The following is a 19417-nucleotide window of genomic DNA, read 5'->3' on the forward strand; positions in this document are numbered from 1 at the left end:
ACTCTCCAGTCCCTTGCCGGCTCACCCGGCCGGAGCGGACACCGCGTCCCCCGCCGCCCGGCATGCCGACGCCTTCGCTCCAAGAACAGGTGGCAAGACCGGCCGGATTCGAACCGGCGTCCTCCAGCTCGGTGCGTGGGCGCGACGACCTCTGCGCTACAGCCTTGCCGTGCGTGATCATAACGGCGCACCGTTCGGTATCGCACGCCAGTACGTGGTCCCTCGAACTCGCCACACGGTTACGCCGGAGGCCGCACCCACGGAGCGAAGCGCTGACCAGGGGCCGCGTCGTCCCGCCAGTATCTGAGGACGGTCCCGGGCACGATCTCGAACCGTTCCGCGGCAATGACGCAGGGGACGGGCTCCCGGCCGCCGGCGTCCGCGTCGAAAGCGACGAGAACCGGCGGGTCCTCACCCAACTGACGTGAGATCCGCGCCCGTTCCTCCTCCGTCGGCACCCGGAAGTCCGGATCGTGGAACATCGCCGGGCAGCTGACGAATACGGGATCGCCGAACACCAGCTCCAGGCCGTGGTGGTAGGTGAGGTCGTACCCGGCGGCCAGACGGAACTCGCCGGCGTCCCAGGTGATGACCTCCCAGTCCCACCAGGACCCCTCCGGCAGCCGGACGTCGACGTGCCGCTGTCCCTCGCCCACCTAAGCCCCTCGCACCGTTCGAACGGGTAGTCAAACTTGAGCCCCTGGCTGTTCACGCCGGCCCGTGCCCCCTCCGGGGCCACCCGCGTGGCCGACCCCGCTTCATCACGCGAGGGCGCCGACGGGCTCCCCGGATGCCGGAAGCGCCGCACCCGGTGCGGTGACTCGCGGGGTGCGGCGCTTCGCGGTGTGCGGTCAGCCCAGCTGCTCGTACGCCGGCAGCGTCAGGAAGTCCGCGTAGTCCTGGTCCAGCGAGACCTGGAGCAGCAGGTCGTGGGCCTGCTGCCACTTGCCGGACTCGAAGGTCTCGTCGCCGATCTCCGCGCGGATCGCGTCGAGTTCCTCGGCGGCGACCTTGCGGGCCAGGTCCGCGGTGGCGTGTTCGCCGTTCTCGAAGACCACGTCCGCGTTGATCCACTGCCAGATCTGCGAGCGCGAGATCTCGGCGGTGGCCGCGTCCTCCATCAGGTTGAAGATGGCGACCGCGCCCATGCCCCGCAGCCACGCCTCGATGTAGCGGATGCCGACCGCGACCGCGTTGCGCAGGCCGTCGTACGAGGGCTTCGCGTCCAGTGTGTCGATGGCGATCAGGTCGCCCGCCGCCACCGAGACGTCCTCGCGCAGCCGGTCCTTCTGGTTCGGCTTGGCGCCCAGGACCGCGTCGAAGGACTCCATCGCGATGGGGACCAGGTCCGGGTGCGCCACCCAGGAGCCGTCGAAGCCGTCGTTCGCCTCGCGGTCCTTGTCCGCCTTGACCTTCTCGAAGGCCACCTTGTTGACCTCGGCGTCGCGCCTCGACGGGATGAAGGCCGCCATGCCGCCGATGGCGTGCGCGCCGCGCTTGTGGCAGGTGCGGACCAGGAGTTCGGTGTACGCCCGCATGAACGGAGCGGTCATCGTGACCAGGTTGCGGTCCGGCAGGACGAACTTCGAGCCGCCGTCGCGGAAGTTCTTGACGATGGAGAAGAGGTAGTCCCAGCGGCCCGCGTTCAGCCCGGAGGCGTGGTCGCGGAGCTCGTAGAGGATCTCCTCCATCTCGTACGCGGCGGTGATCGTCTCGATCAGGACGGTCGCGCGGACCGTTCCCTGCGGGATGCCGACGTAGTCCTGGGCGAAGACGAAGATGTCGTTCCAGAGGCGTGCCTCCAGGTGCGACTCCGTCTTCGGCAGGTAGAAGTACGGGCCCTTGCCGAGGTCGATCAGGCGCTGCGCGTTGTGGAAGAAGTAGAGGCCGAAGTCGACCAGCGCGCCGGGCACCGGGGTGCCGTCGAGCTGGAGGTGGCGCTCGTTCAGGTGCCAGCCGCGGGGGCGCGTGACGACGGTCGCGAGCTCCTCGGCGGGCTTGAGGGCGTACGACTTGCCCGACTTCGGGTCCGTGAAGTCGATGTTCCGCGTGTAGGCGTCGATCAGGTTGAGCTGGCCGGTGATCACGTTCTCCCACGTGGGGGCGGACGCGTCCTCGAAGTCGGCGAGCCAGACCTTGGCGCCCGAGTTCAGGGCGTTGATGGTCATCTTGCGGTCGGTCGGACCGGTGATCTCCACCCGGCGGTCGTCCAGCGCGGCCGGGGCCGGGGCGACCTTCCAGGTGTCGTCCACACGGATGGCTTCCGTCTCAGGCAGGAAGTCCAGTGTGGAGGTGCGGGCGATCTCGGCGCGGCGCTCGCCACGGCGGGCGAGCAGCTCGTCACGCCGGGGCGTGAACCGCCGGTGGAGCTCGGCCACGAACGCGAGGGCCGCATCGGTCAGGACCTCGTCCTGCCTCGGCAGGGGCTCGGCGTCGACGATGGCCAGCGGGGACGGCGCTGGTGCGGACATGAGCTGTCACTCCTTCAGCGGGTGGTGCGGCGGCACCCCACGGCCGCCGGGTCGCCCGGGACGGCACGGGGTGCCAGGGCTCCGAGATACGGCCATGGGTACCGCCGAGGAACCGAAGCGGAACCATGGGCTTCTGATCAGTGGATATTAGTTTCCTCATGGTGGAAGTTCAATGGTTTGTTGATGTCGAGATTCTCCGGGTCGACAGATGTGCCGCTCCGGTGGCGCGGCGTGCCAGGTCCTGTACGGTCCGTTCACTCCAGGCGCGTCAGATCCTCCGCCGTGTCGATGTCGTACGCCTGAGCCACATCGGAACACTCGACGAGCGTGATCGCATCGCGATGCGCCCGCAGGTACGCCCGCGCGCCCTGGTCGCCGACCGCGCCCGCCGAGATGTCCGCCCATCGGTCGGCGCCGAACAGCACGGGGTGGCCGCGCTCCCCGTCGTACGAGGCGGCCGCCAGCGACGCCCGGGAGCGGTACGCCGAGCGGACGCGCGCCACCGCCTCCGCCCCGATGCCCGGCTGGTCGACCAGGAGCACGAGGGCCGCGTCCACGTCCGAACCGGCGAGGGCGCCCAGGCCCGCCCGGAGCGATGAGCCCATCCCCTCCTCCCATGACGGGTTCACCGTCACCTCGCACGCCGAGAGGTCCGTCAGGGCCTGCACCTCCTCGGCCGCGGCACCCAGGACGACACGGACGGGTCCGCAGCCGCCGTTGCGCAGGGACCGCACCGCGTGCTCGACCAGGGGGCGGCCGCGGTGTTCCAGCAGGGCCTTCGGCCGGCCGCCGAGGCGGCGGCCGCCACCGGCGGCGAGCAGCACTCCGGCGATTACGGGGATCGGTCGTGTGTGAGCCATGTGCCCTGGATATCACTGCGCCATGCGTACGGGCGGAGTGGCTGTCACACCCCGGAGGTACCCTGATTCCTTGTCCGCACAGTGGCGCCCGCCACCTTCGGTGGCGTTAACTTGCGGGCGGACCCGGGTACTTGACCGCCGCCCGGGGCCAGGTCGACACACCGGCACAAAGACGTGCGAGGGGGAGTGCTTTGTTGCGAAGCGTGGGGCAGGAGCGGTTGACCGGGAGCGGCGAGGACCCGAGGGTGACGGAGCTGCGTACGGCCGTCTCCCGGCTCCGCCGCGAACTCGCCGGACATCCCGCCGAGTTCCCGGACCGGGGTATCGCCGAGGACGAGCTGGCCGCGCTGGACGCCATGGCGGTCAGCGGGAGGCCCGAGATACCCAGGCTGCGCCGTTCGCTGCTGCTGGTCGCGGGGGCGATCGGTTCGGTCAGCGCCCTGGCCCCGGGCCTCCGGGACGTACGGGTCGCCGTGGAGCTCTTCGGGGAGCCGCCGCGCCGCCACCCGTGACGTCGGCGGGGGTCTGTGACGTCAGCGGCGGATCAGCCTCGGACGGAGGCCTCCCGGCGCCCGCCCCGGCCTGAGGGGCCGCCCGGAGAGGCTCAGCCCGTCGAGCCGCCGCTGCTGGCCAGGGCGTCCGAGAGCTCCTTCGCGATCTGCTGCAGGATCGGCACGATCCGCTCGGTCGCCGTCTCCGTCACCCGGCCCGCGGGCCCGGAGATGGAGATGGCCGCCGAGGTGGGGGAGTCCGGCACCGAGACCGCGAGGCAGCGGACCCCGATCTCCTGCTCGTTGTCGTCCACCGCGTAGCCCGCCCTCCGCACCTGTTCGAGCGCGTCGAGGAAGCCGTCCGGGGTGGTGATCGTCTTCTCGGTGGCCGCCGGCATGCCCGTACGGGCCAGCAGGGCCCGCACCTCGTCCGCCGGGGTGTGCGCGAGGAGGGCCTTGCCCACGCCGGTGGAGTGGGGGAGCACCCGCCGGCCGACCTCGGTGAACATCCGCATCGAGTGCTTCGAGGGCACCTGGGCGACGTACACGATCTCGTCCCCGTCGAGCAGCGCCATGTTCGCCGTCTCGCCGGTCTCCTCGACCAGCCGCTGGAGGTAGGGCCGCGCCCATGTGCCCAGCAGGCGGGCCGAGGACTCGCCGAGGCGGATCAGGCGGGGACCCAGCGCGTAGCGCCGGTTGGACTGCTGGCGTACGTAGCCGCAGACGACCAGGGTGCGCATCAGCCGGTGGATGGTCGGGAGCGGGAGTCCGCTGCTCGCGGAGAGCTCACTGAGCCCGACCTCGCCCCCGGCGTCCGCCATGCGCTCCAGCAGATCGAAGGCGCGCTCGAGGGACTGCACGCCGCCGCTGGGACCGGCGGGCTTGGAGTCGGATGTGCTGGCGTGGGACGGCGGCACGTCAACGGTCCTTTCGAAGCGGAGGCAAGGCAGCAGCCTACCGGGCTGTTCCCGATCGGCCCACTGCTCCCGGTGCGGCGTCCTTGCCGGTCAGGACCTGTTTTGTCCTGGTGTCGGCGGTCCGGGACGCGTTCGGCCCGAAGCGCGGTGGTGCCGCTCCTGGTCTATTCTACGTTCCGCCTGTCGAAAATGAACTTTTACTTCGTGGAAATGTCCAATCGGCGCCATGGGCGTTCCATGGGCCCGTCCACGGGGAAGCCCGAGGGGCAGGAGGGGTCTTGACGGGCCGCTTTCCCGAGTGAAGACTCCTTCAACAAATCGTTGAAGTCTTGCGTGAGGAGCACAGGTGTCCGGAGTGGACAAGAAGCAGGTACTCCGCTCGACGCGCGTGGTCACCCCCGAGGGAACCCGTGCGGCGGCGGTCCTCGTCGCCGGCGGGGAGATCGAAGCGGTCCTGCCGTACGACACCGAGGTGCCCGACGGAGCCCACGTCGAGGACTTCGGGGACGACGTCCTGCTGCCCGGCCTCGTCGACACCCACGTCCATGTGAACGACCCCGGCCGCACCGAGTGGGAGGGCTTCTGGACCGCCACCCGCGCCGCGGCGGCGGGCGGCATCACGACCCTCCTCGACATGCCGCTCAACTCCCTCCCGCCGACCACCACCGTCGAACACCTGCGCGTCAAGCAGGGTGTGGCCGCCCCCAAGGCGCATATCGACACCGGCTTCTGGGGCGGCGCGATCCCCTCCAACACGAAGGACCTGCGCCCGCTGTACGAGGCCGGGGTCTTCGGCTTCAAGTGCTTCCTCTCGCCCTCGGGCGTCGAGGAGTTCCCCGAGCTGGACCAGGAGCAGCTGGCCCGCTCGATGGCCGAGATCGCGGGCTTCGGCGGGCTCCTGATCGTGCACGCGGAGGACCCCCACCACCTGGCCGAGGCTCCGCAGAAGAGCGGGGAGAAGTACACCGACTTCCTCGCCTCCCGCCCCCGCGACGCCGAGAACGCCGCCATCGAGGGCCTCATCGCCCACGCGAAGCGGCTGAACGCCCGCGTGCACGTCCTGCACCTCTCCTCCAGCGACGCCCTGCCGCTCATCGCCGCCGCCAAGCGCGAGGGCGTACGCGTCACCGTCGAGTCGTGCCCGCACTTCCTCACCCTGACCGCCGAGGAAGTCCCCGACGGCGCCACCGAGTTCAAGTGCTGCCCGCCCATCCGGGAGGCCGAGAACCAGGACGCGCTCTGGGCCGGGCTCGCCGACGGCACGATCGACTGCATCGTCTCCGACCACTCGCCCTGCACCACGGACCTCAAGACCCCCGACTTCGCCTCCGCCTGGGGAGGGATCTCCTCGCTGCAGCTGGGCCTGCCCGCCATCTGGACCGAGGCACGCCGGCGCGGCCACACCCTCGACGACGTGGCCCGCTGGATGTCCGCAGCCCCCGCCGGCCTCGCCGGGCTCACCCGCAAGGGCGCCATCGAGGCCGGGCGGGACGCGGACTTCGCGGTTCTCGCCCCCGACGAGACCTTCACCGTCGATCCGGCCGGACTCTTCCACCGCAACCAGGTCACCGCCTACGCGGGGAAGACCCTGCACGGCGTCGTCAGGTCCACCTGGCTGCGCGGCACGCGGATCGCGGCCGACGGCGTACTCGCCGAACCCACCGGCCGCCTCCTCGAAAGGAACCGCTGACCCATGACGACGGCACCGCACTTCACCGGCGACGCGAGCCCCTACGGGGGAGGCGACCCGTACGCCGACTACCGCACCGCCGACTTCCCCTTCACCCACCTCGTGGACCTCGCCGACCGGCGTCTCGGCGCAGGGGTCATCGCCGCCAACGACGAGTTCTTCGCCGAGCGGGAGAACCTGCTGAAGCCGGAGCCCGCGGAGTTCGATCCCGAGCGCTTCGGGCACAAGGGCAAGATCATGGACGGCTGGGAGACCCGCCGCCGCCGTGGCACCGGCGCCGCCGAGCCGCACCCCACCGACGAGGACCACGACTGGGCCCTCGTACGCCTCGGTGCTCCCGGTGTGGTGCGCGGGCTGGTCGTCGACACCGCGCACTTCCGCGGCAACTACCCGCAGTCGGTCTCCGTCGAGGCGACCTCGCTGCCCGGCTCCCCGTCACCCGAGGACCTCCTCGCGCCGGGCGTGAAGTGGACGACCCTCGTACCCCGTACGGCCGTCGGCGGACACGCGGCCAACGGCTTCGCCGTCGACGCGGAGCAGCGGTTCACCCACCTCCGGGTCAACCAGCACCCCGACGGAGGCATAGCCCGCCTGCGGGTCCACGGCGAGGTGGCCCCGGACCCGGCATGGCTCACCGCGCTCGGTACGTTCGACCTGGCGGCCCTGGAGAACGGCGGCCAGGTCGAGGACGCCTCCGACCGCTTCTACTCCCCGGCCACCAACACCGTCGCGCCGGGCCGCTCGCACAAGATGGACGACGGCTGGGAGACCCGCCGCCGGCGCGACAAGGGCAACGACTGGATCCGCTACCGGCTGGCGGAGCAGTCGGAGATCCGGGCGGTCGAGATCGACACGGCCTACCTCAAGGGCAACGCGGCGGGCTGGGCGGAGATCTCGGTCAGTGACGGCGAGGACGGCGAGTGGTCGGAGATCCTGCCCCGCACCCGGCTCCAGCCCGACACGAACCACCGCTTCGTCCTGCCTGAGCCCGTGCGCTCCACGCACGTCCGGATCGACATCTTCCCGGACGGCGGGATCTCCCGGCTGCGGCTCTTCGGCTCGCTCACCGAGGAGGGGGCGGCGCGGCTGACCGCACGTCACGAGGCGCTCGGCGGCTGACCGCCCCGGGGCGGGTGTGCCGGTTCAGGCCCGGCCTGCACGGATATGGGACCCTGGTCGGGACGCCGCCGCCCCCGACCAGGAGTCGCCATGATCTTCATCGCCGTCAAGTTCACCGTGCGTACCGCCGAGCGGGACAACTGGCTCCCGGCCGTCGAGGACTTCACCCTCGCCACCCGCCAGGAGCCGGGCAACCTCTTCTTCGACTGGTCCTACAGCGTCGAGAACCCGGACCAGTTCGTCCTGCTGGAGGCGTTCGCCTCGGAGGAGGCCGGTGTGGCGCATGTGAACTCCGAACACTTCAAGAAGGCGATCGACACCATGTCGGAGCTCGTCAGCGAGGTACCGGAGATCATCAACGTCGAGGTGCCCGGAGACGACTGGTCCCGGATGTCGGAGGTCACCCCGCGTAACCGGTGACCGTGGCGGCCCCGCGCAAACCGGTGACTGTGGCAGCCTCGCGCAACCGGTGGCCGTGCACGCCCCGCGCAGCCGGTGACGGCCGGTCAGCCCCCGGCCCCGGCCGCCACCGTGACACCCGAGACCGCGGTCAGAACTCCTCGTGCGTATCGGGGTCCCCGCCGAAGCGGTGAGGCGGCCGGGCCCCGATCAGGTCCAGTTCCCGCTGCGTCAGCTCGAAGCCGAACAGATCGAGATTCTCCCGCTGCCGCCCGGGATCCGCGGACTTCGGGATCGGCACCGCCCCCAGCTGCGTGTGCCACCGCAGCACGACCTGGCCGGGCGTCACACCGTGGGCCTCGGCGGTGGCGACCACCTCGGGCGCCTCGAGCACCTGGCGCCCCCGGGCCAGCGGGCTCCAGCTCTCCGTGACGATGCCCTTCGCGTCGTGTACCGCCCGCAGCTCCTCCTGCGGGAGCAGCGGATGCATCTCGATCTGGTTCACGACGGGCAGCACGCCGGTCTCCCGCTCCAGCCGGGCCAGGTGCTCCGCGGTGAAGTTGGAGACGCCGATGGAGCGTACGAGGCCGTCCTCACGGAGCTTGATCATCGCCTTCCAGGTGTCGACGTACTTGTCCACCCGGGGCAGCGGCCAGTGGATGAGATACAGATCGACGTACTCCAGCCCCAGCTTGCCGCGTGACTCCTCGAAGGAGGCCAGCGTCTCCTCGTAGCCGTGATGGCGGCCGGGCACCTTGGTCGTGACGAAGACGTCCTGCCGCGGCACTCCGGAGCTCGCGATGCCGCGGCCGGTGCCGGTCTCGTTCCCGTAGTTCAGCGCGGTGTCCACGAGCCGGTAACCGGCCCGCAGCGCCCCGGCGACGGCCCGCTCGGCCGCTTCGTCGTCGAGTGGCCAGGTGCCGAGGCCCACCGCGGGGATGGTGCTGCCGTCGTGGAGATTGCGGACCGGGGGCGGTGTCTGGCTCATGGTCTCCCATTTCGTTCGCGTACCGTCCCCGCCAGCGTAGGACGGGCCGTCGGGCGCGGCGCGCGGCGGCGCGGTCCCCGTCAGCAGAGGTCGTTGTGCCACTCACCGTCCTCCCGCACCCAGGAGGACCGCTCGTCGTACTTCGGCTCGCCCACGCCGTAGGTCACCTCCGCGTCGTTCTCGTGGACGCTGTCCACGGACAGCCGCTTCAGGGTGTAGGTCTTCCCGAGCTGCTCGGCCGTCTGCGTCGCCCGGTCGACGAGCGCCTCGAACTGCGCCTCGGACATGTCCTTCCGGCAGCGCGTGGAGACGAGCGCGTAGGCGGCGTCGGTGTCCGGCTCGTAGTAGGCCGTCACGTACGCGCGTACGGACGATTCCAGTGCCGCCGTGTCCACCGGGGCGGTGGGGGACGACGTGGACGGACCGGTGGAGCGGGACGAGGACGGCGCGGCTCCGGGCGTCTCTTCCGGTTCCTCGGTGCAGGCGGCCAGTGCGGTCAGAGCGACGAGCACGGAGAGTCCGGCACGAGTGATGTGTGTGGTGCGCATGCACCCTATGTATCGAAGGTACGTGCGAGGCGTCGGTGATGTAGTCGATCTGTGACCGTGGAATCGCGGCGGACCTCATCGGGCGTACGGATGACTTTCGCCCGAAAGTGGTGTCAGAACAGGTGGAAGCGGACGGACTGCCGGGACCCATGACCCCCGGCACGACGCGAAGGAGCGGGACCATGGCGAAGCTGACTCTCACCACGTTCGTGTCCCTCGACGGCGTCATGCAGGCGCCCGGAGGCACCGACGAGGACACCAGTGGCGGATTCGAGTACGGCGGCTGGCTGGTGCCCTTCGCGGACGACGGCATGGCGGCCTTCACCAACGAGGTCTTCGACCGGTCGGGCGCCTTTCTCCTGGGACGGCGTACGTACGACATCTTCGCGGCCTACTGGCCCAGGGTCACCGACCCGCAGGACCCGATCGCCACACGTCTCAACACCCTGCCCAAGCACGTCGTCTCCACCACCCTGACCGACCCGGAGTGGGAGAACACGACAGTCGTCCCCGGCGACGTGCCGGCCGAGGTCGCCCGGCTCAAGGAGCGGACGGCGGAGGGTGAGCTGCAGATCCACGGCAGCGGCACACTGGCGCGGTCCCTCCTCGCGCACGGCCTGATCGACGAGGTCAACCTGCTCGTATACCCGGTCTACCTGGGGAGCGGTAAACGGCTCTTCGCGGAAGGCGGGAAGCCGACAGCCTTCGAGCTGACCGGTGCCCGGACCACCGGAAGCGGCATCGCGATCCACACCTACCGGCCGGAGGGACCTGCCCGGTTCGGAGACTTCGACCCGCCCGCTGTGTGACACGGGCCTCCGCGCAGCCCGCTCTCCCCACGGCGGGGCCAACGGATGAACGGACATGCGGCTACTTCGGTTCGGGGGCCGCCGGCAGCGCGGAGGGGTCGGTGGCGACCGTGTGCAGGCGCCCCAGGATGGCCCGCGCCGCCTTGGTGTAGCCGGGGCTGTTGTTGTGCAGCACGGACTCGGCGTTGGCCAGTTCCATGAACGCGATGAGTTCGAAGGCCAGCTGCGAGACGTCCGTGTCCGCGACGAGTTCCCCCCGCACCCTGGCCTCCTCGAGTGTCTCCTCAACGAAGGTGACCCAGCCCGTCTGCGTGGAGGCCAGCGCGTCGTGCACCTTGCCCTCCCGGGAGTCGAACTCGGCGATGGTCGCGTAGAAGAAGCAACCGCCACTGAACACCCGGCGCTGCGAGTAGGAGAGCCAGCTCTCGCACATCCGCCAGACACGGCCCAGCCCGGGCGGAACCGCCCTGGTCGGAGTCAGCACGTGCTCGACGAAGACGGTCACCGCGGCGCGCACCGTGGCGAGCTGCAGCTCCTCCTTGGAACCGAAGAGGGCGAACACCCCGCTCTTGCTCAGCTTCAGCTCCGTGGCGAGCCGTCCGAGCGACAGGCCCTCCAGTCCCTCGGTCGAGGCGACGTGGACCGCGCGCCCCAGCACCAGTTGCCTGGTCTGGTTCCCCCGCTCGACCCGTCCGTCCAGCCGCGCTCCACCCATGTGCCAACTCCGTGTGTCCGAGCGTCCCAAGACCGACATTCTAGGAGGAGCCGTCACCGCCGGGGGACCGCTTCCGGTGGGGACGACTCCTGCGAACAGGTGGCCGAGTCACCCTGCGGACAGAGGTTCCCGGGCGTGGCGGCGTTCGGTACGGTGATCGCTCCCCGTGTGAGCCGGCGAGGTCTCCACATCGTTCCCGCTGTGGAGAACCAGGAGAACCAGGTGTCCGCTGCCGTCCTGCCCGCTCTCGCCCCGCCCCGCCGCGCGTGGGTCACCGATCTGCCGCTCCTGCTCGTCGCCGCCGTCTGGGGGGCCAGCTACCTCGCGGCCAAGGGCATCACCACGACGCACACCGTGATCGCCGTCCTCGTGCTCCGCTTCGCGATCGTGCTGCCCGCCCTGGCCGTCGCCGGCTGGCGCGGGCTGCGGGTGCTGAGCGGCGCGCAGTGGCGGGGTGCCGGCCTGCTGGGGCTGGTGCTCAGCGGGATCTTCCTGCTGGAGACGTACGGGGTCGTGCACACGTCGGCCACCAACGCGGGGCTCATCATCAGCCTCACCATGGTCTTCACCCCGCTGGCCGAGGCCGCCGTCACCCGGGTCAGGCCGCCGGCCGCCTTCCTGGCGGCGGCGGGTCTCTCCGTCACGGGCGTGGTGCTGCTGACCCAGGGCGCCGGCTTCACCAGCCCCTCGGCAGGGGACCTCCTGATGCTGCTCGCGGCCGTCGCCCGTACGGTGCACGTCCTCGCGATGGCGCGCATCAAGGCGGTCCAGGACGCCGACTCGCTCTCCCTGACCACGGTGCAACTCGGAAGTGCCGTCGCCGTCTTCGCCGTACTGGCCGCCGTGCCCGGGGCCGGGCCCGCGCCCTGGACGGTGGCGGCGGACTTCGGAGCCGCCGAGTGGGCGGGACTGCTCTTCCTGTCCGTGTTCTGCACGCTGTTCGCGTTCTTCGTGCAGATGTGGTCGGTACGCCGCACCTCTCCGTCCCGGGTCAGCCTGCTCCTCGGTACGGAGCCGCTCTGGGCCGCCGCCGCCGGCATCGCGATCGGCGGAGAGCGTCTCGGCGCGCTGGGGGCGCTCGGCGCGGCGCTCGTGCTGACGGGCACCGCGTGGGGACGCCGCCGCGCGGACGTCACGTCGTGACGCCGCGTCCTGCCGTCGCGTCCCGCGTCACGTCCCGCGTCACGTCCTGCGTCACGTCCTGATCGAGTCCGCGGCGACCATCACGGCTCCGCCGGTCACGAGCAGCACGACGTTGACGAAGAGGCCGTAGTCGTCGAGGAAGTCGAGCTTCGCCACCAGGGCCCACAGCCGGAACCAGCCCGTCCACTCGTACAGCAGTCCTGCGGCGCCCTGCGCGAACACGATGAACCCCACCGACTCCACGAATTTCTTCATGGCCCGAGCCTCGCGTGGGCCGCCCCGGGCCCGCGTCGGCCACCGGTATGCGACCCACCGACGGAAGTCTCGGATCGTGCGACTTCGGTATCTCCCTGGCACGGACAGACGTCTCCGGGCCCTCCACGTGCGTAGTTTTGTCGACATGACACGTACGGAGTACCGCTGGCTGCTGCCCTCCGCCCTGGCCGACGACGAGCTGTCCGGCGACCGGGGCGGCTCGCGGCGGACCGTACGGGACTGGGCCGTCGACATCACGGCCTTCGTCTGCGCCGCGGGCTTCGGGATGATCGCCCTCGCGGCGATCGAGGCCGACCCGACGACACCGGACGGTGTCGTTCTCGCCGACTCGCTCATCGGGGCGGCGTCGTGCTGCGTGCTCTGGTTCCGGCGCAGGTGGCCCGTGGGAGTCGCCGTGGGCCTCACCGCGGTCAGCCTGGTGGAGCCCGTCGCGGCCGGGGCCATGCTGATCGGGCTGTTCAGCCTGGCCGTGCACCGTCCGTACAAGCAGGTCGCCCTCGTCGGCGCGGGCGCCCTCGTCGTCGCGCCCGTGCAGCCGATGCTGCGCCCGGATCCCGAGGCGTCGTTCTTCGCCTCCACCGCCATCGGGGTGCTGCTCGTCCTCCTCGTGCTCAGCTGGGGCATGGTCGTACGGTCACGGCGGCAGCTGGTCGTCACCCTGCGCGAACGCGCGCGACGGGCGGAGGCCGAGGCCGCGCTCCGGGCCGAGCAGGCGCAGCGGCTGGCGCGGCAGGCCATCGCCCGCGAGATGCACGACGTCCTCGCCCACCGGCTGACGCTGCTCAGCGTGCACGCCGGCGCCCTCGAATTCCGGCCCGACGCGCCCACGGCCGAGGTCGCGAGAGCCGCCGGAGTCATCCGGGACAGTGCCCACGAGGCGCTCCAGGACCTCCGCGAGATCATCGGTGTGCTGCGCGGACCGGGCGACACCGACGACGGCAACAGGCCCCAGCCCACGCTCGTCACCCTGGACGCCCTGATCGACGAGTCCCGCTCGGCGGGCATGGACGTCACCCTGGCCAACAGTGTCGCCGACCCGGCCCGGGCGCCCGCGGCAACCGGACGCACGGTCTACCGCATCGCCCAGGAAGCGCTGACCAACGCCCGTAAGCACGCGCCCGGAGCCCCCGTCGACGTCACCGTGGCAGGCGGGCCGGGCGACGGGCTGACCATCGAGGTCCGCAACCCCGCACCCACCGAGCCCTTCGAACCGGTCCCCGGATCCGGCCAGGGCCTCATCGGGCTCACCGAGCGGGCCGGCCTGGCCGGCGGCAGTCTGGACCACGGACCGCGTCCCGACGGCGGATTCGCGGTCGAGGCCCGGCTACCGTGGCCGGCATGAGCACTCCTGCGTCTCCGGAAGCGCCACCGGTCCGGCTGGCCGTCATCGACGACGACCCGCTCGTGCGTGCCGGACTCGCCCTGATGCTCGGCGGCGCCAAGGGCATCGACCTCGTGGGTGAGGGCGCCGACGGTACCGAGGTCGCCGCCCTCGTCGCCCGGACCCACCCCGACGTCCTGCTCATGGACATCCGCATGCCGGGCATGGACGGCCTGGCCGCGACCGAGGAGCTCCGCCGCCGGCCCGGCGCGCCCGAGGTCATCGTCCTGACCACGTTCCACGCCGATGAGCAGGTGCTGCGCGCCATCCGCGCGGGAGCGGCGGGCTTCGTCCTGAAGGACACCCCGCCGGCGCAGATCGTCGAGGCGGTCCTCCGCGTCGCGGCCGGTGAGCCCGTCCTCTCGCCCGCCGTCACCCGCCGGCTCATGGCCCGTGCGGCGGGAGACCCGGCGGACGACCGACAGGACCGCAGGACACGTGCCAGGCAGCGGTTCGCCGAGCTCGGGGAGCGCGAGCAGGACGTGGCCTCGGCCGTCGGCCGGGGCAGCTCCAACGCCGAGATCGCCGCCGGTCTCCATCTGAGCGTCGCGACGGTCAAGGCGCACGTCTCCCGGATCCTGGCCAGGCTCGAACTCAACAACCGTGTCCAGATCGCGCTGTTGGTGCACGACGCGGGTCTCCTCCATGCGGACGAGGACGGGGCGCCGGACAGCCGCCTAGGCTGAACCGGTCAGACCGGAAGAGGGGGCGGGACGATGACAGTGGTCGATCTGCGCGGGGCGGCGGACTTCAGCGCGAATCCGTATCCGTACTACGCGAAGATGCGCGCCGACGGGCCGGTGCACCAGGTCCGTACCGACGACTTCGAGAGCATCTGGATGATCGTCGGTTACGAGGAGGCCCGTGCGGCCCTCGCCGACCAGCGGTTCAGCAAGGACTGGCGCACGACGGAGCGCTTCTCCGCGTCGAGCAACCCGATCAACGCCAACATGCTGGAGATGGACGCCCCGCACCACACCAGGCTGCGCAAACTCGTCGCACGCGAGTTCACCGCCCGGAGGATCGAGGCCCTGCGTCCGCGCGTCGAGCAGATCACCGGGGACCTCCTCGACGCGATGGTGCCCGCCGGGAGCGCCGACCTCATCGACGCGTTCGCCTTCCCGCTGCCGATGACCGTGATCTGCGAGCTCCTCGGCGTACCCGACATCGACCGGGACGCCTTCCGCCTGCTGTCCAACGCCATCGTCACGCCCGTCTCGCCGGAGAAGGAGAGCGAGGCGGTCTCCGCCATGGGCGCCTACCTGGAGGAGCTGGTCGAGGACAAGCGGTGTGCTCCGGGCGACGACCTGATGAGCGCCCTGATCCAGGCACGTGACGACGAAGGCGACCGCCTGTCGTCGGACGAGCTCATCGGCATGGCCTTCCTGCTCCTGGTCGCCGGACACGAGACGACCGTGAACCTGATCGCCAACGGCGTACGCGCACTGCTCGACCACCCGGACCAGCTGGCCCTGCTCCGCGCCCGGCCGGAGCTGATCGACGGCGCCGTCGAGGAGATGCTCCGCTACGACGGGCCCGTGGAGACGGCCACCTTCCGCTTCACCCGTGAACCCGTCGCCATCGGCCCGGTCGTCGTACCGCAGGGCGAGGCCGTGCTGGTCGCCCTCAGCTCCGGGGACCGTGACCCCGGCCGCTATCCGGACCCGGACACCTTCGACATCCGGCGCGAGGCGCAGGGGCACCTGGCCTTCGGGCACGGCATCCACTTCTGCCTGGGCGCTCCACTGGCCCGGATGGAGGGCCGCATCGCGATCCGCGCCCTGCTGGAGCGCTGCCCCGGACTCGTCCGGGACCCGGACGGAGGGGAGCCCGACTGGCTGCCCGGGCTGCTGCTCCGGGGCGTCCGCCGCCTTCCGGTCCGCTGGTGAGGTGAGATGGCGTCCATGACCGAACTCACCCTGGACACGGCGCAGCAGGTCCTCGACAGCCAGCCGTTCAGCGGACTCGTCGGCGCGCGGATCACGGCGTTCGGGGGCGGCGGGGCCGTCCTCGAGGTCGACGTGCGCAAGGAGCTCACCCAGCAGAACGGGTTCCTGCACGGCGGGGTGCTCTCCTACGCGGCCGACAACGCGCTGACCTTCGCCGCCGGGACGACGCTCGGAGCGGCCGTCCTGACCGGCGGATTCTCGATCCAGTACGTCCGGCCGGCGAGCGGCCGCACCCTGAGCGCCCGTGCCGAGGTGGTCCACACCGGCCGCAGACAGGCCGTCGTGCGCTGCGACCTGTACACCGTGGACGACGAGGGGGCGGAGACCCTGTGCGCGGTCGCCCAGGGGACCGTTCTCTCCGCCCGACCGGTCTGAAGGGAAACGCGTTGACCACCCAGGCCCTGCTCGACCTCGGCGCCCTCGGCGAGGACTTCATCCGCGACCCGTATCCCGTCTACGCGCGCTTACGCGCCCTCGGTCCGGTGCACCGGGTCCGCATCCCGGAGGGCGCCGAGGCCTGGCTGGTCGTCGGGTACGACGCGGGGAGAGCCCTCCTCGCCGACCAGCGGCTCTCCAAGGACTGGCGCGCCGCCTCGCCCTCGCTGGGCGTCGGCAAGGTGTCCGTGGGTACGTCCATGCTGGGCAGTGACGCCCCGGTCCACACCCGGCTGCGCAGGCTCGTGGCCCGGGAGTTCACCCCGCGCCGTATGGAACGGCTCGCCCCGCGCGTCCAGGAGATGACGGACGGATTCCTCGACTCCATGACCGCCGGCCCCGGCCGGTCCGCCGACCTGGTCAAGTCGCTGTCGGTCCCCCTGCCGATGGCCGTCATCTGCGAGCTTCTGGGTGTGCCGTCCCTGGACCGGCAGGCCTTCCGCGAATGGTCCGACACAGCCGTCTCGTCCCTCGACGCCGAGGCGCGCGGCCGGGCCAAAGCAGCCATGACCGCGTACCTCGACGGACTGGTCGAGGAGAAGCGCGCGGCCCCTGGGGACGATCTGATGAGCGCGCTCGTCCACACGTCGGACGACGACGGCGACCAGCTCTCCGCCGACGAACTCATGGGCATGGCCTGGCTGCTGCTCGTCGCCGGACACGAGACCACGGTCAACCTCATCTCCAACGGCGTCCTGAGTCTGCTGACGCATCCCGGCCAACTCGACGCGCTGCGGGCGGATTTCGGGCTGATCGACAACGCGGTCGAGGAGACGCTCCGCTACGAGGGGCCCGTCGAGACCCCCACCTACCGCTTCACCACCGACCCGCTCGACATCTCGGGCACGGTGATTCCCGGCGGTGGCGAGCTCGTCCTGGTCGCGATGGCCGACTGCGGCCGCGACCCCGCCCGTTACCCGGACGCCGACCGCTTCGACATCACGCGGGACGCCCGCGGGCACGTCGCCTTCGGGCACGGCATCCACTACTGCCTGGGTGCGCCACTGGCCCGCATCGAGGCCCGCATCGCCATCCGGTCGCTCCTCGAACGCTGCCCGGAGCTGCGGCTCGACGCGGACCCGGCCGGCCTGCCCTGGCGTACGGGCATGCTGATCCGGGGCCCGCTGAGCCTGCCGGTGACCTGGTAGCCGGCTGCAGGGCCCGGTACGCGGCAGAGAGCGGACCGGACCCTCAGGCCTCGGCGATCTCCGCCATCCGTACGGGACGGCGCTCCCGGCGCGACAGCTCGCACGCCTCGGCGACGCGCAGCGCGTGCAGCGCCTCCCGGCCGTCGCACGGGTTCGGAAGCTCTCCGCGTACGACGGCGAGGAACGCGTCCAGCTCCGCCTCGTACGCCGGGGCGAAGCGCTCCAGGAAGCCCGGCCACGGCTTGGCGGGAGCGGGCGGCCCCTGCGGCTCGGCGGACGTGAGCGGCGTACGGTCGTCGAGGCCGACCGCGATCTGGTCCCGCTCACCCGCCAGTTCCATGCGCACGTCGTAACCGGCCCCGTTGCACCGGGTGGCCGTCGCCGTGGCGAGCGTGCCGTCGTCCAGGGTCAGCAGGGCCGCCGCCGTGTCCACGTCGCCCGCCTCCCGGAACATCGCGGGGCCCGCGTCGGACCCGGTCGCGTACACCTCGGTCACCTCGCGGCCCGTCACCCAGCGCAGGATGTCGAAGTCGTGCACCAGGCAGTCCCTGAACAGCCCGCCGGAGAGCGGGAGGTAGGCGGCGGGCGGGGGAGCGGGGTCGGAGGTCGCCGCCCTCACGGTGTGCAGCCGGCCCAGGGACCCGCCGCGCACGGCGGCGCGCGCCGCGGCGTAGCCCGCGTCGAACCGGCGCATGAAGCCGAGCTGGAGCTCACTGCCCGCCCGCTCGACCTCGCGCAGCGCGCCGAGCGTGCCCGCCAGGTCCAGCGCGATGGGCTTCTCGCAGAAGGCGGGCACACCGGCCCGGGCCGCCCGGCCGATGAGGTCCGCGTGCGCCGAGGTGGCCGAGGTGATCACGACGGCGTCCACTCCCGCACCGAGGACTTCCTCCGCGGACGCGAGGGCTGTGGCACCCGTCCGTGCCGCGACCACCGAGGCGCGGGCGGTGTCGGGATCCGTCACCACCAGGGAGGCGACCGCGGGATGGCGTGCCAGGACGCCCGCGTGGAAGGAACCGATGCGGCCCGTGCCGATGAGTCCGATGCGCATGGACCCAACGTGCCGCCCCCCAGACGCACTGTCAACTATATGTCCTGACAAATCGAAGGGTGTGGTGCGGCCGTACGGGGTACGCTCCGTGCCGTGCCCAAACCCGCTGCCGACTCCGCCGCCCTCGGGCTGGGTGTGGACCGCACCAGCCCCGTCCCGCTCTACTACCAGCTGGCCCAGCAGCTGGAGGCGGCCATCGAGCAGGGGCGGCTCGCACCGGGCAGCCTTCTCGGCAACGAACTGGAGCTCGCCGCACGGCTCGGGCTCTCCCGGCCCACCGTCCGCCAGGCCATCCAGTCCCTCGTCGACAAGGGGCTGATGGTGCGACGGCGCGGTGTCGGCACCCAGGTCGTGCACAGCCGCATCAAGCGTCCGCTCGAACTGAGCAGCCTCTACGACGACCTGGACACGGCCGGCCGGAAACCGGCGACCCGCGTCCTGCGCAACACGGTCGAGGCGGCGGCACCCGAGGTCGCCGCCGCGCTCGGTGTCGAGGAGGGCAGTGACGTCCATCTCGTCGAGCGGGTGCGCTACGCGCACGACGAGCCCGTGGCGCTCCTGCGCAACCACCTGCCGCCGCAGCTGCTCGACCTCTCCACCGAGCGGCTGGAGGCGACCGGTCTGTACCGGATGATGCGTGCCACAGGAATCACCCTGCACAGCGCCCGGCAGACGGTGGGGGCCCGCGCCGCCACCGCCGAGGAGGGCGAGCTGCTCGCGGAGCCCGCGGGCGCACCGCTGCTGACCATGGAACGCACCACGTTCGACGACGGCGGGCGGGCGGTCGAATTCGGCTCGCACGTCTACCGGGCCTCGCGGTACGCCTTCGAGTTCCAGCTGCTCGTCCGCCCCTGATTCCCCGGTCGGCGGCCTCCGGTAAGAATGTTCGGACAAAAACGTTGACGCGGTCATGCTAGGTCGCTAGAACGACGGGAGGGCGCGGCCCGCGCCCCTGCCGGTCCACACCGGTCCGGGCTCGGGGATACTTGGCCCGCCGGGCGGCGAGTCCGCCCTCCCCGGCTTCACCAGG

21 protein-coding genes and 1 pseudogene are annotated in these 19417 nt (G+C 71.4%); 12 read left to right on the forward strand and 10 right to left on the reverse strand.

Annotation, left to right across the window (positions count from 1 at the left end):
• Positions 1-90: 90 nt before the first annotated feature.
• The 4 genes and pseudogenes from OG379_RS30945 to OG379_RS30960 all read right to left on the reverse strand — a co-directional run bounded on the left by OG379_RS30945 (position 91) and on the right by OG379_RS30960 (position 3331).
• Positions 91-166: pseudogene (locus OG379_RS30945) on the reverse strand.
• A gap of 73 nt (positions 167-239) precedes the next feature.
• On the reverse strand, positions 240-656 hold the full coding sequence (locus OG379_RS30950; protein WP_405666296.1) for a hypothetical protein: 417 nt from the start codon (positions 654-656) through the stop codon (positions 240-242).
• Between the two features lie 195 nt (positions 657-851).
• Positions 852-2471 carry a malate synthase A gene (aceB, locus tag OG379_RS30955; protein ID WP_405666297.1) on the reverse strand — a complete coding sequence of 540 codons (1620 nt, stop codon included), beginning with the start codon at positions 2469-2471 and terminating at the stop codon, positions 852-854.
• 254 nt (positions 2472-2725) lie between these two features.
• Positions 2726-3331 carry an NTP transferase domain-containing protein gene (locus OG379_RS30960; RefSeq protein ID WP_405666298.1) on the reverse strand — a complete coding sequence of 202 codons (606 nt, stop codon included), beginning with the start codon at positions 3329-3331 and terminating at the stop codon, positions 2726-2728.
• Positions 3332-3522: 191 nt separating this feature from the next.
• Here OG379_RS30960 and OG379_RS30965 point away from each other — a divergent pair, with 191 nt between their 5' ends.
• Positions 3523-3843: a DUF5955 family protein gene (locus OG379_RS30965; RefSeq protein ID WP_405666299.1), complete on the forward strand. Its 321-nt coding sequence runs from the start codon at positions 3523-3525 to the stop codon at positions 3841-3843.
• A gap of 92 nt (positions 3844-3935) precedes the next feature.
• On the opposite strand, the gene OG379_RS30970 is transcribed toward OG379_RS30965, so the two are convergent.
• Positions 3936-4739: an IclR family transcriptional regulator gene (locus OG379_RS30970; protein WP_393762888.1), complete on the reverse strand. Its 804-nt coding sequence runs from the start codon at positions 4737-4739 to the stop codon at positions 3936-3938.
• 346 nt (positions 4740-5085) lie between these two features.
• On the opposite strand from OG379_RS30970, the gene allB reads away from it, so the two are divergent.
• The 3 genes from allB to OG379_RS30985 all read left to right on the forward strand — a co-directional run bounded on the left by allB (position 5086) and on the right by OG379_RS30985 (position 7968).
• Positions 5086-6429 carry an allantoinase AllB gene (allB, locus tag OG379_RS30975; protein WP_393762890.1) on the forward strand — a complete coding sequence of 448 codons (1344 nt, stop codon included), beginning with the start codon at positions 5086-5088 and terminating at the stop codon, positions 6427-6429.
• Positions 6430-6432: 3 nt separating this feature from the next.
• On the forward strand, positions 6433-7548 hold the full coding sequence (gene alc / locus OG379_RS30980; protein ID WP_405666300.1) for an allantoicase: 1116 nt from the start codon (positions 6433-6435) through the stop codon (positions 7546-7548).
• A gap of 90 nt (positions 7549-7638) precedes the next feature.
• Positions 7639-7968 (forward strand): putative quinol monooxygenase, encoded by a 330-nt coding sequence (locus OG379_RS30985; protein ID WP_401629033.1) that lies wholly within the window; start codon positions 7639-7641, stop codon positions 7966-7968.
• A 130-nt stretch (positions 7969-8098) separates the two neighbouring features.
• Here OG379_RS30985 and OG379_RS30990 read toward each other — a convergent pair whose 3' ends face one another.
• Both OG379_RS30990 and OG379_RS30995 read right to left on the reverse strand, forming a co-directional pair.
• Positions 8099-8935, reverse strand: coding sequence for an aldo/keto reductase (locus OG379_RS30990; protein ID WP_405666302.1), 837 nt, complete (start codon positions 8933-8935; stop codon positions 8099-8101).
• An 80-nt stretch (positions 8936-9015) separates the two neighbouring features.
• On the reverse strand, positions 9016-9483 hold the full coding sequence (locus tag OG379_RS30995; RefSeq protein ID WP_405666303.1) for a hypothetical protein: 468 nt from the start codon (positions 9481-9483) through the stop codon (positions 9016-9018).
• Between the two features lie 182 nt (positions 9484-9665).
• On the opposite strand from OG379_RS30995, the gene OG379_RS31000 reads away from it, so the two are divergent.
• Positions 9666-10292: a dihydrofolate reductase family protein gene (locus OG379_RS31000; protein WP_405666304.1), complete on the forward strand. Its 627-nt coding sequence runs from the start codon at positions 9666-9668 to the stop codon at positions 10290-10292.
• 61 nt (positions 10293-10353) lie between these two features.
• Here OG379_RS31000 and OG379_RS31005 read toward each other — a convergent pair whose 3' ends face one another.
• Positions 10354-11007 (reverse strand): TetR/AcrR family transcriptional regulator, encoded by a 654-nt coding sequence (locus OG379_RS31005; RefSeq protein ID WP_405666305.1) that lies wholly within the window; start codon positions 11005-11007, stop codon positions 10354-10356.
• A 222-nt stretch (positions 11008-11229) separates the two neighbouring features.
• Between OG379_RS31005 and OG379_RS31010 the strand changes: the two genes are divergently transcribed.
• Positions 11230-12150, forward strand: coding sequence for a DMT family transporter (locus OG379_RS31010; protein ID WP_405668711.1), 921 nt, complete (start codon positions 11230-11232; stop codon positions 12148-12150).
• 51 nt (positions 12151-12201) lie between these two features.
• Here the strand turns inward: OG379_RS31010 and OG379_RS31015 are convergent, their stop codons facing one another.
• The gene (locus OG379_RS31015; RefSeq protein ID WP_405666306.1) at positions 12202-12405 is read right to left on the reverse strand and encodes a hypothetical protein; all 204 of its coding nucleotides are present in this window, start codon (positions 12403-12405) and stop codon (positions 12202-12204) included.
• 145 nt (positions 12406-12550) lie between these two features.
• Between OG379_RS31015 and OG379_RS31020 the strand changes: the two genes are divergently transcribed.
• Genes OG379_RS31020 through OG379_RS31040 form a run of 5 tightly spaced genes read left to right on the forward strand, consistent with a single transcriptional unit; the run spans position 12551 to position 17339 of the window.
• Positions 12551-13768, forward strand: coding sequence for a sensor histidine kinase (locus OG379_RS31020; protein WP_405666307.1), 1218 nt, complete (start codon positions 12551-12553; stop codon positions 13766-13768).
• Positions 13765-14493: a response regulator gene (locus OG379_RS31025; RefSeq protein WP_405666308.1), complete on the forward strand. Its 729-nt coding sequence runs from the start codon at positions 13765-13767 to the stop codon at positions 14491-14493. The genes OG379_RS31020 and OG379_RS31025 overlap by 4 nt, the downstream gene beginning before the upstream one ends.
• A 30-nt stretch (positions 14494-14523) precedes the next feature.
• Positions 14524-15696, forward strand: coding sequence for a cytochrome P450 (locus tag OG379_RS31030; protein WP_405666309.1), 1173 nt, complete (start codon positions 14524-14526; stop codon positions 15694-15696).
• 15 nt (positions 15697-15711) lie between these two features.
• Entirely contained in the window at positions 15712-16131 is a 420-nt protein-coding gene (locus tag OG379_RS31035) for a PaaI family thioesterase (RefSeq protein ID WP_405666310.1), read from the forward strand.
• Between the two features lie 11 nt (positions 16132-16142).
• On the forward strand, positions 16143-17339 hold the full coding sequence (locus OG379_RS31040) for a cytochrome P450 (RefSeq protein ID WP_405666311.1): 1197 nt from the start codon (positions 16143-16145) through the stop codon (positions 17337-17339).
• Positions 17340-17382: 43 nt separating this feature from the next.
• Here the strand turns inward: OG379_RS31040 and OG379_RS31045 are convergent, their stop codons facing one another.
• A complete protein-coding gene (locus OG379_RS31045) occupies positions 17383-18387 on the reverse strand; it encodes a Gfo/Idh/MocA family oxidoreductase (protein WP_405666312.1) in 1005 nt (334 codons plus the stop codon).
• Positions 18388-18480: 93 nt separating this feature from the next.
• Here OG379_RS31045 and OG379_RS31050 point away from each other — a divergent pair, with 93 nt between their 5' ends.
• Complete coding sequence (locus OG379_RS31050; protein WP_393762919.1) at positions 18481-19242, forward strand: GntR family transcriptional regulator; 762 nt, start codon at positions 18481-18483, stop codon at positions 19240-19242.
• Positions 19243-19417 lie beyond the last annotated feature (175 nt).

Origin of the sequence: Streptomyces sp. NBC_01166, from assembly GCF_045039765.1 — a bacterium.
GTDB lineage: Bacteria > Actinomycetota > Actinomycetes > Streptomycetales > Streptomycetaceae > Streptomyces.